At 71.7% G+C, this 14,089-nt stretch carries 14 protein-coding genes; 2 read left to right on the forward strand and 12 right to left on the reverse strand.

The window, feature by feature from the left end:
- Positions 1–40 precede the first annotated feature (40 nt).
- The 5 genes from ABD269_RS14540 to ABD269_RS14560 are packed head-to-tail and all read right to left on the reverse strand — an operon-like array spanning position 41 to position 5,030.
- Positions 41–1,012 carry a hypothetical protein gene (locus ABD269_RS14540; RefSeq protein ID WP_344118241.1) on the reverse strand — a complete coding sequence of 324 codons (972 nt, stop codon included), beginning with the start codon at positions 1,010–1,012 and terminating at the stop codon, positions 41–43.
- Entirely contained in the window at positions 1,009–1,491 is a 483-nt protein-coding gene (locus ABD269_RS14545; protein WP_344118242.1) for a hypothetical protein, read from the reverse strand. The genes ABD269_RS14540 and ABD269_RS14545 overlap by 4 nt, the downstream gene beginning before the upstream one ends.
- Entirely contained in the window at positions 1,488–2,162 is a 675-nt protein-coding gene (locus tag ABD269_RS14550; RefSeq protein WP_344118243.1) for a hypothetical protein, read from the reverse strand. Before ABD269_RS14550 ends, ABD269_RS14545 begins: the two co-directional genes overlap by 4 nt.
- Positions 2,159–3,190 carry a hypothetical protein gene (locus ABD269_RS14555; protein ID WP_344118244.1) on the reverse strand — a complete coding sequence of 344 codons (1,032 nt, stop codon included), beginning with the start codon at positions 3,188–3,190 and terminating at the stop codon, positions 2,159–2,161. Before ABD269_RS14555 ends, ABD269_RS14550 begins: the two co-directional genes overlap by 4 nt.
- Before the next feature lie 7 nt (positions 3,191–3,197).
- On the reverse strand, positions 3,198–5,030 hold the full coding sequence (locus ABD269_RS14560) for a type IV secretory system conjugative DNA transfer family protein (RefSeq protein WP_344118246.1): 1,833 nt from the start codon (positions 5,028–5,030) through the stop codon (positions 3,198–3,200).
- Positions 5,031–5,377: 347 nt separating this feature from the next.
- Here ABD269_RS14560 and ABD269_RS14565 point away from each other — a divergent pair, with 347 nt between their 5' ends.
- The gene (locus tag ABD269_RS14565) at positions 5,378–7,003 is read left to right on the forward strand and encodes a translation initiation factor 2 (RefSeq protein ID WP_344118247.1); all 1,626 of its coding nucleotides are present in this window, start codon (positions 5,378–5,380) and stop codon (positions 7,001–7,003) included.
- Here ABD269_RS14565 and ABD269_RS14570 read toward each other — a convergent pair.
- Positions 6,991–9,081 carry an NB-ARC domain-containing protein gene (locus ABD269_RS14570; RefSeq protein ID WP_344118248.1) on the reverse strand — a complete coding sequence of 697 codons (2,091 nt, stop codon included), beginning with the start codon at positions 9,079–9,081 and terminating at the stop codon, positions 6,991–6,993. The two genes, ABD269_RS14565 and ABD269_RS14570, sit on opposite strands and share 13 nt — an antisense overlap.
- 121 nt (positions 9,082–9,202) lie before the next feature.
- Between ABD269_RS14570 and ABD269_RS14575 the strand changes: the two genes are divergently transcribed.
- Positions 9,203–9,625: a hypothetical protein gene (locus tag ABD269_RS14575; RefSeq protein WP_344118249.1), complete on the forward strand. Its 423-nt coding sequence runs from the start codon at positions 9,203–9,205 to the stop codon at positions 9,623–9,625.
- A gap of 68 nt (positions 9,626–9,693) precedes the next feature.
- On the opposite strand, the gene ABD269_RS14580 is transcribed toward ABD269_RS14575, so the two are convergent.
- The 6 genes from ABD269_RS14580 to ABD269_RS14605 all read right to left on the reverse strand — a co-directional run bounded on the left by ABD269_RS14580 (position 9,694) and on the right by ABD269_RS14605 (position 13,717).
- Positions 9,694–10,563: a class I SAM-dependent methyltransferase gene (locus tag ABD269_RS14580; RefSeq protein ID WP_344118250.1), complete on the reverse strand. Its 870-nt coding sequence runs from the start codon at positions 10,561–10,563 to the stop codon at positions 9,694–9,696.
- A 157-nt stretch (positions 10,564–10,720) separates the two neighbouring features.
- Complete coding sequence (locus ABD269_RS14585; protein WP_344118251.1) at positions 10,721–11,416, reverse strand: hypothetical protein; 696 nt, start codon at positions 11,414–11,416, stop codon at positions 10,721–10,723.
- Between the two features lie 89 nt (positions 11,417–11,505).
- A complete protein-coding gene (locus tag ABD269_RS14590) occupies positions 11,506–11,970 on the reverse strand; it encodes a rodlin (protein ID WP_344118252.1) in 465 nt (154 codons plus the stop codon).
- A 230-nt stretch (positions 11,971–12,200) separates the two neighbouring features.
- The gene (locus ABD269_RS14595; RefSeq protein WP_301886353.1) at positions 12,201–12,593 is read right to left on the reverse strand and encodes a rodlin; all 393 of its coding nucleotides are present in this window, start codon (positions 12,591–12,593) and stop codon (positions 12,201–12,203) included.
- A gap of 150 nt (positions 12,594–12,743) precedes the next feature.
- On the reverse strand, positions 12,744–12,980 hold the full coding sequence (locus tag ABD269_RS14600) for a hypothetical protein (protein ID WP_344118253.1): 237 nt from the start codon (positions 12,978–12,980) through the stop codon (positions 12,744–12,746).
- A complete protein-coding gene (locus tag ABD269_RS14605) occupies positions 12,980–13,717 on the reverse strand; it encodes a DsbA family oxidoreductase (RefSeq protein ID WP_344118254.1) in 738 nt (245 codons plus the stop codon). Before ABD269_RS14605 ends, ABD269_RS14600 begins: the two co-directional genes overlap by 1 nt.
- Positions 13,718–14,089: the final 372 nt, after the last annotated feature.

Raw genomic sequence — 14,089 nt, forward strand, 5'->3', positions numbered from 1 at the left:
GTAGCCGATCTGTTGCGAAGATCAGGACTGCCTCAAGGCCCTACGCCATCGATCGCCCGCGACCTCGCGACTGCGTCGGGAGAGGGTCGGCCGCAGGGGCCTGGGCAGCAGGAGAGCGTGCCGGTTCGGTCTTCGTGGCCAATCTGTCGCGTAGGCCAGGACCGTCGGCTTGCAGGGTCTCGCCGAGACCGCTGCCGAGGGCGCTCGTCTGTTGCTGTTCTTTGGCCGCTGCCCCGGCGGCATGCACGGCCTTGAGGTCCGTTTCCATCTGCCGGACGTGATCGATGATCTCCGGGTCGACCTCCGGGTTGAGCGTGGCTCGGACCTTGCGTTTGCTCACCTCCTCCACACCTGGTGGCGTACGGACGTTCTCGTACCGCTCGTTCTGCAGCAAGTCCGAGGCTTCCTGGTAGGACACCGCAGCCGTCGGATCCTCTTCGGTGTTGTACTTCTCGAACTCCCCCGAGCGGGCCAACTCGTAGAGCTCGTGATTCTTCGATTTGGCTTCGAAGCTCTCAGGCGTATGAAACTGGAGTTCAAACTTTTCTTTCGTCCCGGGGTGCTCCCAGGCGGTGTTGATCCCCTTGTAGACCGGGTCTTCCCACGTGTTCTGCTCGGATACGGGTTCAAACCCGCGATCCCTGAGCTCGGCGTACGTCTGCTTCGTGCCCTGAACGTAGTTGTCCGTCTCAAAGGTCAGCGTGTAGCGGTTGAGGTCGTCGACTTCCTCGCAGACCGACTCGGCGTCCACACCGGGTCGCTTCATCGAGACCGCGGCCTTGCGCCGGAAGGAGTCGAGACCCTTGAGGGAGTAGTCCAGGCCCTCCAGATTCCCCCCGTGCCTGGCCGACCGTTCCTCGATGCCGCGCATGAGGCCGTCGAGGCTCCCCCGCGCCTCCTTGGCCGTTTCCCAGCGGGCCGTCACCATACGGTTCTGCTCGGCCGTCAGCTCGAGGTGCTGCTCGCGCTTCTCGGCGGAGCCTCTCCACGCCCCAACCTCGGTGGTACTCACAGCTCAGTGGCCCCCATCACCCCGAAGAGCTCCTGCAGGAGTCGCTCCGCCCCTTCGGGGGTGATCTCTTCCAGGTGCGGGGGGTTGGTCTGACGCGCATCGAAGAATTCGAAGATGGCGCTGTCGGGCTCCCACACGTTGTCCCGCATGAACGTCTCGTCGTAAATACGCTCGGGGCTCCTGCGTCGACGCACGACTGTCGTGGGCCCCTGACCGGCCCGCCACCTGCGCTCACTCGGGTAGAAGGCCCAGTACCGCACCCACCCCTGCCGGTCGGCTTCCAACGCGGCAGCACGCTCGGCGGTCACCGGAAACAGAACTCCCGGCATGGGCGGACGATTGGTCGTGTGCCACCCCCAGTCGAGCAGGGAGAGGAATTCCCAGTCGTCCCCGGACCGCCGCCAAAGGTTGGAAGGCCGCTCCTGGGTGTACGGCGGCGCTGCCTTGACGAAGTACTCGTAATTGCCCTGATCACTCATCGGTGACCTTCCTCTCCGGATTTCATGCCGTAACGCCGGCTCTGCACCAGCTCGGCCGCCTGCTCGTGTGCTTTCGAGAACTCCACGCCGTCCGTCGTCCCCCGCACTCGGCCAGCGCGGTAGAGATCGTAAAGGAGGCGGTTCTCCGACTGCGCCGAATAACTCCCCGGCGTATGGAACCGGATCTCGAATCGCGGCTCTCCGCCCGGACGTTGCCAGGCGGCCCGGAATCCCTTGTAGAGGGGGTCCTCCCAGGTGTTCCGTTCCGAGCCGGGTACGAGCTCGAAGCCCTGCTCGTGCAGGAGGGCGTATGTCTGCTGGACGCCCGCCGTGTAGTGGTCGGTTGCGAGGACGAGGGTGTAGCGATTGAGGTCGCTCACCTTGCGCGCGAACGCCGCGACATCCACCCGCAGTCGTTTGCGCGCCGCCGCCTGGCGGCGGAATGCGAGAAGGCCCTTGAGCCGGTACTGCTTTCCCTCCAGGCGGGCGCCGTACGGTTCGCGCAGCCGGGCCGCGAGGGTCTCCAGAACGGCGTCGAGGCCTTCGTGGGCCGCGCGGGCCCTTTCCCAGCGGGCGGTGACGAGGCGGTTCTCCTCGGCCGTCAGTGCCAGGGGGCGGGCGTCGTCGGGGCGGGCGTCCTGCCAGGCGCCGACCGGCTTGTCCGTACTCACAGTTCGGTGTCCCCGTTCACCAGCCGCGCCGCCTCCGCCGCGTCGATCTCGACCAGGTGCGGAGGGTCGGAGGGCCGGGCGCTGAGGAAGTCGTGGACGGCGTCGGTCGGCTCCCAGGCGCCGTCCGGGCCGTACGCCTCGTCGTGGATGCGCTCCGGGCTGCGCCGGCGCCGGACCACCGTGGTCGGCGGGGTGCCGGCCCGCCAGTCGGCCTCGTCGGCGTGGTGGGCCCAGTACGTGACCCAGGACTGCCGGTCCGCGGCCAGTTCCAGCGCGCGTCCGGCCGTGACCGGGTGCAGGATCTCCCGCCGCACCGGCAGCTCCGCCGCGGCGTGCCACTCCCAGTCGAGCAGGGAGAGGTACTCCCAGGTGTCGTCGGCGCAGCGCCACAGGCCGTCCGGCCGGTCCGGGGTCCACCCCTGCGGGACCTCGGCGAAGAAGGCGTACCGCGCGTTCTCCAGGCGCAGGCGCTCGGACTCCGCGTCGGCGACGCGGGCGCGGAGAGCGGCCGTGTCGGTGGGGCGGCCGGGGCGGTCCGGGGAGTGCTCGGTCTCGCACTCGCCGAACATGTAGTTCTGCCGGATGCGCTCGACCGTGGGCCACAGCCACATCTGGTGCCAGTACGCGAGCTCGGAGCCGCTCCGGGCCGGGTCGGCGTCGGCCTCGACGGCCGCGCACCAGGCCGCGCGGAGGGCGGCGAGCTCCTCGACGACGCCGCCGTGCGCCGGCCAGCAGGGCCAGATGCGCAGATGGAGCTGGGGGGCGTAGTGGCGCCCGAACCAGTCGGTCCAGTCGGCCAGGTCCCGCCAGTCCTGCTCCGTGGCCCGCAGCGACCACGGGAGGTGGTCACCGGCCCCGGGCACGCCGTCGGCCCCGCTCTCCAGGGCGTTCAGGCGGCCGAGGATCTCGCCCAGGATCTCCTCGACCTCGCCCTGATCGCGCTTGACGCCCAGGGCGAACTTCTTGATGTGCTCCTCGAGCTCCGCGCGGTAGGCGGCGAAGTCCGAGGCCTTCAGTGCGTCGTCCACGGTTTCCCTACAGCTGCTCGAACGGCGGTCGGCCGATGCGCGCCGCGCGGGTCGACTGCTCGCCGGCGCGCAGCGCCTGGCCGTCGCGGCTCTGGTCCCACGGCTCCAGCTCGACGATGACGCCTGGCGCACCGCGGAAGAGGAGCAGGGCCTGGCCGTGCGGGAGCTGACGGATCTCCTCGGGCCGCAGGATGCGGCGTTCGCGCTTGACCTCGGAGGTGGTGTAGCCGAAGAGGCGGGCGGTGTCCCGGGAGGTGGAGAGCTCGGCCAGCTCGGTCTCGCCGATCAGCTCGGAGAAGCGGCGCAGGGCCTCGACGTCCTTGAGACCGCCCATCACCAGCGTCGCGGCGGCGTTGTCGAGGAGGGTGGACGCCTCCTTGTCGCCCCAGCGCAGACCGGCCTGGGCGAGGGACTGGAGGGCGTAGACGAGGTGGATGCCGTAGCCGCGCGCGTCGGAGGCGAGCGAGGGGAGCTTCGGGAGCGGGGCGACGTTGGCGACCTCGTCCAGCACCAGGCGGAGGAAGGGGTCGAGCCGGCCCGACGGCGTCCGGGGCGCGCGGCGCTTGGCCGCGTCGACGACCTCGCCTAGCAGCATGGTGGTCAGCGGCGAGACGTTGGTCGAGGCGTTGGAGTCGCTGATGAGGACGAGGGTGTCGCGGGAGGCGACGAAGCGGTCCGCGTCGAAGACCGGCACGCCCTCCTGGGGGGTCACGCAGCGCAGGACCTTGCGCAGCGCGAGGGGCTCGATCTGCGCGGCGAGGGTCTGCCGGGTGGAGGCGACGGTCTCGTCCGCGCCCGTCGAGACGGAACGCAGCAGGACGTCCCAGCCGGGCTCGGCCCCCGGGTGGTCCGTGAGGATGGCCCGGGGTTCGCTCGCCTTCTCCAGGTTGGTGGCCCAGCGCAGCACGTGCTCGATGGTGCGGCCCTCGAGCGCGGCCGCGTGCAGCAGGCGGGTGAGGGCGGAGGAGGCGGTCTGCTGGAAGAAACCGGCATTGGTGGACGAGCCGTCGTCGGCGCCCATGCCGACGGAGAACGACAGGGCGCGCGAGGTGGCGGTCTCGCCGTCCTGGCAGCCGGCCACCGGGTCCCACACCATGCGCTCCGGCCAGCCGACCGTGTCGAGCGGGTCGAAGACCCAGACCTTGCCCTGCCGGGAGCGCGGCTGGGCGATGACGTCGAGGACGTCGGCGCGCGTCGAGGTGACGACGAGCGGGCCGGGCGCGTCGAGGCAGGCGGGGATGACGACGTTGCGGGACTTGCCGCCGCCGGAGGGAGCGATGACCGCGATCGAGTCCTCCGGCGTGGCGACGAGCGGCTGCCCGCTGCCGAGCTGACGGCCCATCCGCCAGCCGAACTCGCGCAGTTCGGCGCGGGCGACGGCCTTGGGGTCGTGGCGGCCGTCCTTGCCGGAGAAGGTGGTGGCGCGGGTCTGCGCGGCGGCGGCCCGGGCGCGTGCCTCGCCGAGGTTGTGGCGGGCCTCGACGGCGGAGGCCAGGCCCTCGCCGCCGGCGCCGCGGACGCGCCGCGCACGGGCGCGTACGGCCAGCGTGATCAGGGCGATGGGCGCGGCGATGAAGGCCAGCCAGACGCAGACGGTGACGGCGGGCGAGGCGGCCCGGATGCCGTCCTCGCTCAGTCCGGCCAACGGCCGGTGCAGGGCGAGCGCCTTGACGGTCGAGGCGACGTCCGACACGGACATGCCGTCGGCGGTGGTCACCAGGGCCAGATGCCATGTGGCGAAGAGGCCCGCCACGACGGCGATCCCCTTCGCCAGGGCTATCTCGCCCTGGGGCCCGGCGCCCTTTTCTCTTTTCCGCCCCGATTCCCGTGCGTTTGCCACGCGCGGCCCCCGTTCTCGCCTGCGTTCCTGACAGGTCCCCGACGGTAACACCAGTGATCCGAGTGAAAGCCCCAGGTCAAAGGTCTGGGCCTGCCGCACGGGCGCGGAGGGCCGGGCGCCCCCAGGGCCCGCGTATCCGCGCCGGTACGATCAGCGGCATGCCGCAGGAGGCCCTTGACGATTTCGCCCGGCCCAGCAGGAACAACGTTCCTTTTGGCGGCATTTCAGATAGAATCGACAATTTCCGGACAGCCGGACAGCCGGACAGCCGGACAGCCGGACAGCCGGACAGCCGGACAGCCGGACAGCCGGACAGCCGGACAGCCGGACAGCCGGACAGCCGGACAGTGCTCATTGCCGTTCGTTCGGCAGGAGCTCTGCACCGGCTTCTCGACGTCCTGCCCGTCTTCGACGGTGACAAGCGCATTGCCGTCCGGTTCACACTGGTCCCGGGATCGGCGTTCGACGTGGACGCCCTCGCGGCCCTGGAGCGGGCCGGTGCCCGGACCGTCGCCTGGGAGCAGGCCCGCGCACGCGAGCACGACCTGATACTGACCGCGAGTCCGAAGGGCGCGCTGCGGGTCCTGTCCGGCCCCCGGGTGGTGATGCCCCACGGGGCCGGCTTCAACAAGTCCCTCAGGGACGAGGGTTCGCCCCATCTCCCGTCCGGCCTTGACCCCCATTACCTGCTCGCCGACGGCGAGCCCTGGGCCGACCTGCACGCGCTGGCACACGGCGAGCAGGTCGACCGCCTCGCCGAGCACTGCCCCGCGGCCGCCGCGCGGGCGTCCGTGGTGGGCGATCCGACCCTGGACCGGCTGCTCGACTCGCGCACGCACCGGGAGAGTTACCGCTCCGCCCTGGGTACGGGCGAACGGCGGCTCATCGTGCTCACGTCCACCTGGGGGCCGGAGTCGCTGTTCGCCCGTCGGCCGGAACTGCCGCGCGAGCTCCTCGGCCGGCTGCCGTACGACGCCTATCAGCTCGGCCTGGTCCTCCACCCCAACGAGTACAGCCGGACCGGCCCGTTCGACCTCGCGCGCCAGCTCGCCCCGGCCCTGGCGACGGGCCTGATCCTGGCCGGGCCCCATGAGGAGTGGGCCGCACTCCTCGTCGCGGCCGACGCCGTCGTCACCGACCACGGCTCCACCGCCCTCTACGCGGCCGCCCTCGGCCGCCCCGTCGTCGGAGCGTACGACGGCGGGAGCGAGCTGATACCCGGCAGCCCCATGGCGGACATGCTGGCGTCGGCCCCCCGGCTCGCGGAGGCCACCGGCCTGCCGGATGCCCTCCGGGCGGCGGAGGCCCACGACACCCGCCCCTTCGCGGCCGCCGCCTTCGCCCGGCAGGGCCAGTCCCTGCGACGGCTCCGGGACGAGCTCTACCGGCTGCTGGAACTCCGGCCGCCGGCCGTCCCCGTGGCCCCGCACCCGCTCCCCCGTCCGGCCACCGCGCCCCGCCGGCCCGCCGCCTTCGCCGTGCGGACCCACGTCCTCGGGCACCGGATCGGCGTCGAGCGGCTTCCCCCGGACACCTCCGAGGCCGTCCACCATCTGGCAGCCGAGCACCCGGGAGCGGACCCGCGCCGCTCGCAGAGCGCGGCGGTGCTGTGGCGCCGGGCCCGTACCGCGGCACCGGCACCGCACAGCAGCACGTGGACGTCGGCCGGGTGGACCGCCCAGGTGCTGGACGAAGCCCCGATGTGCCGGACCGCGGCCGCGATCCTCACGCCGGAACGGTGTCTGATCCGGCACCGCTCGGCGGGCCTGCTCAGTGTCCGCATCGAGCCGTGCCGGACCACCGGACGCATTCTCCGCGCCGACCCGGCGGCCGTCGTCTCGGCGGTCCACTCATGGCTGTACGAGACGCCGCGGTGGACGCCACCGGTGACGCTCGTCTGCGACACCGGCCCGCTCACGGTGCGGGTGCACCTGACCCCGGCGGACGGAGCGGACCTCGCCTACGAGCTCTGACCGCCGTCGGCCGGCCCGCCCGCACGCGCGGCCAACAACCGCGCCAGGGCACGGTTTTCAGCGGCCTCGGCCGTCGCGCCCCGGTCGTCGGCGAGGCCGGCGAGTTCCTCCAGGACGCGCGCCTCGTCGGCGGTGGAGCCCCGGTCGCGGGCGCTCCGCAGCGCGGCACGTACGAGGTCCTCGGCTTCCGCCGCCCGTCCGGCGCGCCGCAGCGCCCGGCCGAGCTCGAATCCGGTGCGGGCGGTCATCCGCTCCCGGCGCTGCTCCCGCGCCATCCGGTGCGCGTCGCTCAGCAGGGTGACCGCCCGGCCGACCTCTCCCTGACGCAGGGCGGTGCGGCCCAGCAGGTGCGTCTGGAGGAGCACGCCGTACGCGTTCTCTATCGCCGTGTGGATCCGCAGGGCGGCATCGAAGTCCGTGGCGGCGCCCTCCAGTTCCCCCATGGCGAGCTTCAGCAGACCGCCGAACTCCACGGCCGAAGCCCTCAGCTTGCGTTCCGGCCCGGATCCGCCCAGGGCCTCGGAGGCGTTCAGGGCGCGACGCAGGTGTTCCGCGGCTTCGTCGTACCGCTGCTGCTCCCACAGCGGCCTGGCGAGCTGGCAGCGCATCCGGACCATCGCCGGCAGGTGTTCCAGGCGGTCGGCGGCCGCCACACCGGTCGCGAAGGCATCCGTGACGTCCGCGTAGTGCGGGTGGTCGAGGAAGTGGGTCCACAGCGGTTCGCACAGCGCCCACGCGTCCTCGTCCAGCCCGCTGTCGAAGGACAGCCGGACGCAGCCGTACAGGGCGAGGCGCTGCGACTCCAGCCACCTGAGCGCTTCCGTCTTGGTGGAGAACTCGACATCAGGGACGTCGGCGACGGGCTCGGGCAGCTCCGCGAGGGTCATGCGCGGTCCTGCCGCCATCAGGTCCGCCCGGCCGGACTGGCGCCGGTACCAGCGGATCAGCGCGCGGCGCGCCTCGGCACGTTCCGCTCCGTCGGGGTCGGCCTCGCGCGCACGGCGGGCGGCGTGTCCGCGCAGCAGGTCGTGCATCCGGCAGCCCTCGGACCGTCTCTCCAGCAGGCCCGCCGACTCCAGCTCCTCCAGCGCGTCCACGGCGCGCTGCTGTCCGACGCCGAGGAGCGCGGCGGCCGCCGGGTCCGTGACGACCGGGGCGGGGTGCAGCGACAGCAGGCGGTAGAGCCGCGCGGCCTCCTGGTCCAGCCCCGCGTACGCGGCGTCCCACACCGCCTCGACCATGGGGATTCCCCTCTCGCGCAGTTCCGCGGTCAGCTCCTCGACGAGCCGGGACAGGCTGCGCCGACGGTACTTGCGAACCCATTGGCCGGCCACGTTCAGCGCGGCCGGCAGTCCTCCGCAGCCGCGGACGAGCGCCGCCGCCGCGTCCGGCTCCGCCGGGAGCCGGTGGTCGTCCACGATGCGCGCGAGGAGCCGCGCCGCGTGGTCCAGGGCGAGGGGGTTCACGGGCACCTCGACCGGCGCCGTGCCGTCGAGGTCGTAGAGCGCCCCCTGGCTGGTCACGATCGCCAGGCTTCCCGCGGACGCCGGGAGCAGCGGTACGGCTTCGCTGCCGTACCGGGCGTTGTCGATGATCACAATGAGCCGCTTGTCGCGGGTGCGCGTCCAGTACTGCTTCGAGCGGCCGGCGAAGGACCGCTCCAGCCATTCCGGCGTGACCCCCAGGCCGGTCAGCAGCTGCGCGACGGCATCGGCGACTTCCACCACGCCGTCCCGGCGCAGGTCGTCCAGGTCGACGTACAGCACGCCATCGGGGTAGCGCCGGCTGAGCCGGCGGGCCACGTGGAAGCCCAGGGCGGTCTTGCCGATCCCCCCGATGCCGCTCAGGGCCACGACCAGCGGGGAGCCGTCGCCCGCGTGGCTCTCGGCGGCTCGCAGGATGCGCTCCTGTTCCGCCTGCCGGTCCTCGAAGTGGGCGAGTGCGGGCGGCAGCTGGAAGGGCACCGGCTGCTCCGGGGCCACCGTGCCGTGCAGATGCTGGTGCAGCGCATCGATGTGCCCGGCCTGGACCACCACGTCCGCTCGACCGTCCAGGCTGTTGTGCGTCTCCTCGGCCATTCCCCAACTCTACGTAGGACTCGTCGTGCTGACGGGCCGATGGATCAACGGAACAGCCGCGTCCAGTGCGTCACACGCTTCTATGGTGGCTACAACAGACGACCACCCAGGGAGCGTATCCATGGACCCGATCACGGCGGCGGCCCTCACCGCGTTGGCCGGAGGGCTGGGCGGGGAAGCCGCCCGCCAGGCTTGGCAGGGGCTCTCCGCCCTCGTGCGGCGCCCGTTCTCGCGGGGAGAGGCGCTCGACGCACCTCCCGGTGTGAGCACGGGGGAGCTGGAGCTCGCCTCCCTGGAGGACGCCCCGGCCGATCCGATGCGGGCCCAGGCGCTGGCCACGGCGCTGGGTGTCCGGGCCGCTCTGGACGGCGAGTTCCGGAGGCTCCTCGACGAATGGTGGCAGCAGACGCGGGCGGGCGCCGAAGCCGGTGACGTGCACAACCACATCAGCGGCGGGACCCAGGGCGAGGTCTTCCAGGGGAGGGACTTCTCCGGCATCACCCTTCACGTGCACCGGACCTCGCCTCCCGCGGACCAGCGCTGAACAACCCTTGAGGTGCCCGACGGAGCCCCGGGCCATCGGCTCGGGGCCCCCTCCGCGCCGCGCCGGCCTTACACCGCCGGCTTGCGGAGCGTCGCCATGAAGAAGCGGGTCTTGCGGATGAGGGTCTCCTGCGCGCTTCCGAGGCCGGCGAGCAGCCCGTCCACGAACTCCGCACCGAACCGCTCCGTGAACTCCGCCCGCCGGGAGTAGACCCCCAGCGCGAACACGTTCATCGTCATCGCCAGGTTCGCCGACAGGTCCTTGAGCGACAGCGTGTGGAAGCCCGCACCGCTGACGATGTCGAAGAACTCCCCCAACCGCGGCGGGACGTTGGCGGCGTACAAGGTCTCGAAGAGGGCCGTCTCGGGCTCGGTGAGCTCCTCGGTGACGACCGATTCCAGGACCAGGAGATCGCCGCCGGGCTTCAGGACCCGCCATGCCTCACCGAGGGCCTTGGCGCGGTCCATGTGACAGAGGCTCTCGATCGCCCACGCGCAGTCGAACGACTCGTCCTCGTAGGGGAGTCGCATGGCGTCGGCGACCTCGAAGGTGAGGCGCTCGGTCAGCCCGTGTCCGGCCGCGAGCCGGTTGGCGGCCGCGATCTGCTCCTTGCTGACGGCGACGCCGGTGACCGCTATGCCCCGCTGCCGCGCCGCCTTGAGCGCGGTGCGGCCGGTGCCGCAGCCGATGTCCAGCAGGTGCTGTCCGGCCTTGGGGTCGAGGGTCTCGATGAGGTAGTCGGTGTACCGGTCCTGTGCCTGCGAGGACATGGTGACCAGTTCCATGTCCTGCGGAACGGGCGCGTCCGGCGGGAACCACAGGCCGCAGTGCACGCTCTCGCCGAGGGTCAGGTGGTAGACCTCGCCGAACTTGTCGTACCAGTCGCCGACCTCGTCGGCCGTGACCTGCTGCTGGGGGGTCCTTGCTTCCTGCGGCACAGTGCGGTTCCTTCCGGGTACGAGATCGATGGATCGCCCGGGCAGGACAGGACGGTGCTCGGTCCGGTCACCGGCCCACGCCCGGGAGATCCTTCAGGACCCCCGGAGGCCGGACAAGGTCGCCTGCCACCGCGAACACACAGTTCAGGCCACCGCCTCACTCGTCCTCGTACGCCGCTTCCTCCATCAGCCGCTCCGCGATGTCGTCGGCCCACGCCTGGGCCCAGCGGCGGAGTCCGGCGACGGCGGCCTCGTCCAGGCCCTGGGCGGTGAACTCGCTGTCGTCGATCCATTCCGCCCCGGCGAGCCGGGCCTGGAGATCGGTGAGGTCGAAGGCGGCGTCGCGGGCGTGACGGCGGCCGAGCTCCTCGAGTTCGACGGCGGACCAACGGGCGGCCGCGGCACGGACGTCGACGAGGCTGCGGGCGAGCCCGAGGTCGGCCAGGGCGCGCACTTCGAGGCCGACCACGTCCTCGACGGCGGGCACTGGGCCGTACTCCGTGGGCACCGGAGGCCGCCACAGGGTCTCCTTGCGGAGGTCGACGGCACACTCCTCGCCCGTCGTGGGGTCGGCCACGGTGAGCCGTGCCGCGAGGGGATCGGCCGACACCGGCCGCACCTGCCAGCCCCGCTCCCCAAGCCCGGCCCTGAGCGCCGCCGCGATCTCCGCCATGGGCGGGGGCGCGTCGGTGACGAACTCCAGATCCCGCCCCGGCCGCCCCCCGAGCCCGTGCGCCCGCACCGCGTAGGCCCCGGCGAGCACGACGGGCACCGGCACACAGGCGTCCACCACATCGGGCAGCAGCCGCCGGTGCAGCCCTTCCGGCGCGGGCGGGGACATCTCGGGCAGCATGATCGCGATTATGGCGCACAGGGGCGGGGACCGCGCGAAAAGCCGCCCCCGGGTCGGCCCGGGGACGGCTTGTTCAGGTGGGCGACGGGTCAGTCGTCGTCGTGGTGGTGACCGTGGTGACCGCCGTGACCTTCGTGGCCGTGGCCATGGCCTTCGTGGTCCTCACGGTTCCAGGAGCCGTTGTCCGACAGGATCGGGATCTCGTCGAGGATGTGCGAGAGCGGGTCGTCCCCGTCCTGGATCGTGGAGTTCTCGGTGCACTGCTGCTGTTGCTGCGAGGACAGGATCGGGATGTCCTGGAGGCCGACGTTGAGCAGGCCGATGAGCGACTGGGCGCCGAGCTTGCCGATACCGAGGCAGGGCTTGTTGAGCGAGCCGTTGATCAGCCCCATCTGGGGACTCATATAGCCGCCGGTCCAGGTGTTGCCGTACATCTGGCCTGCGCCGTTCGCGTTGGCGACGCCGCTTCCGTTGCCCACCGCCATCGCCGGGGCGGTGGAGACGCCGGCCGCGGAAGCCACGAGCACCGTGGTGGCCACTACTTTCTTGATCACGCTATTCCTTCGCTCTGGTCGACGATTTACGGGAGCGCCCTGGCTAACTCGGAAATACGGCGGAGGTTATTCGGCTTCACTCCTTCAGCCCACCGTGCGGCCCGATGAGAATAAAAAGCGCACGGCGGCGGCCCGGCGGGAAAGCGGAACGAAAAGCCCCCCTGCCGCGGGGCCCGCACACCCGCGGCAGAGGGGGCTTTCGTGCATCCGGTGTCGTCCGGCGGCTACGGTCAGCCGTTGCCGGAACCGTTGCCGGACAGGACCGGAATCTCCGACAGGATGTGCGACAGCGGGTCGTCCCCGTCGTTGATCGTGGAGTTGTCGGTGCACTGCTGCTGCTGCTGCGAGGACAGGACCGGAACGTCCTGGACGCCGACGTTGATCAGGGCCAGTACGGACTGGACACCCAGCTTGCCGATACCCAGGCAAGGCTTGTTCAGCGTGCCCTGGATCAGGCTCATCTGCGGGCTTTCGACGCCCCCGGTCCTGGTGTTCCCATAGCCCGTCCTGGCGGCGTTGCCGTTGGCGACGTCCTGGTCGTTGCCGATCGCCAGCGCGGGGCCGGCGAGGGAACCGACCGCGGAAGCCGTCATCGCGGTCGTGGCCATTACCTTCTTGAGCACGTCTATGCCTTTCGATCGTGTAGCGCCCCCACTGGGAAAGCGTTCTGAATAACTCCGGCCTTTTGGAGAGGTTCCGGGCTTTCACTCATTCGAGCCAGTGGGCCCGCTGCACGTATTACTGGCACATCGCGCGACGTACTACTGCCACTCTTATGACCGGCCGAGCCGCCTATAGGCCATGACGCTGGAGAGCGTGACATAGCGATAAGGCCCGCAATACAGCGTTTCCAGCACGCCGCGGTCGATGAGCCGGGTGACGGTCCACGGTGTGAGGCCGAGGAGTTCGGCGGCGGAGCGCACGGGCAGGCTCATGCCCTCGAAGACCCGGGGCAGGGGCCGTCCGGCGGGCGGGGCGGCGGGGCTCCGGCGGGCCGTCCGCGTGGCCATCAGCGGCCGGCGCCGACGGTCGCGGGGGAGCCGCCGGTGCGCGAGGGGGAGCCGGACAGGGCTTCGTAGAGGGCGCGTTCGGTCTGCGGGCCGCACAGCACGCGGTCGCCGATCCGGAAGAGCGGCACCCCGGTGACGCCGTGGCGGCGCAGCCGGTCCATCTCCTCGCGCAGGGCCTCGGCGTCCGGCTCCGCGTGCCATGCCACGCCGCCCCTGGAGCCGTCGGCCCGGGCCCGGAGAAAACCGTCCGGTCCGGATGCACTCCCGGCTGGTTTCAGCCCGCATTCCTCGGCCAGCGACCACAGCACCCCGGGGTCGCCGATGTGCAGCCCGTCGGTGAAGTGCGCGCGGAAGAGCCGCTCCACCAACTCCTCGGCGCCGCCACGCGCCTGGGCGCGGGCGATGAGCAGATGGGCGGCGAAGGTGTTGCCGACGACCGCCCGGTCGTAGTCCAACGTCAGCCCTTCGCGGGCCGCTTGGCCGGTGGCGCGGGCGATCTGCGTCCGGGCGTACGGCCCGAAGAGGCTCTCCAGCACCGGCACCAGTGGCTGCGCCATGTCGGGCGCGGCCGGCGCGAGCTCGTACGGGCGGAACGTCAGCTCCACCTCCCGGCCCGCTGAGCGCAGCCGTCCGGCCGCCCGCCTGAGGCGGGTGTAGCCGATGTAGGAGTGGACACAGATGACGTCCAGGACCATGTCCGCCTTGACCACCGACAACCCCCCAGCGCGGATTTCCATACCGCCGACCCCTTGCACAGGAACGTAGATCAGCAACTTGCCGGGCGTCAAGTATGGTTTCCACCCCTGCCGCGCCGGCGCCGATGGCCCGGCGGGCTCCTCGCATACCCCCGGGCCCGACCCTGCGGGCACCCCCTGGAGCCCCGGCGCCGGCGAGCGCCGCACCGTCCACCGGTCCGCCCGCCGCGTCCCGCGCGCGCTCCGCAGCGCCCGCGCGCACCCGGCCGCCAAGTCCGCACGGGTGACGGTGAATTGAGCGGGAGGAGCGACGGTCGCGGGGCCCACGACAATGTACGTATTGCGTGCCGGTGATGTCGCGGTCGTCGTCGCGGCCCCCGCCGCGGAGGTTTCCTGCGGCATGATCTCCACGCC

The organism is Streptomyces blastmyceticus (genome assembly GCF_039521185.1).
In the GTDB taxonomy this organism is placed as follows: domain Bacteria; phylum Actinomycetota; class Actinomycetes; order Streptomycetales; family Streptomycetaceae; genus Streptomyces; species Streptomyces blastmyceticus.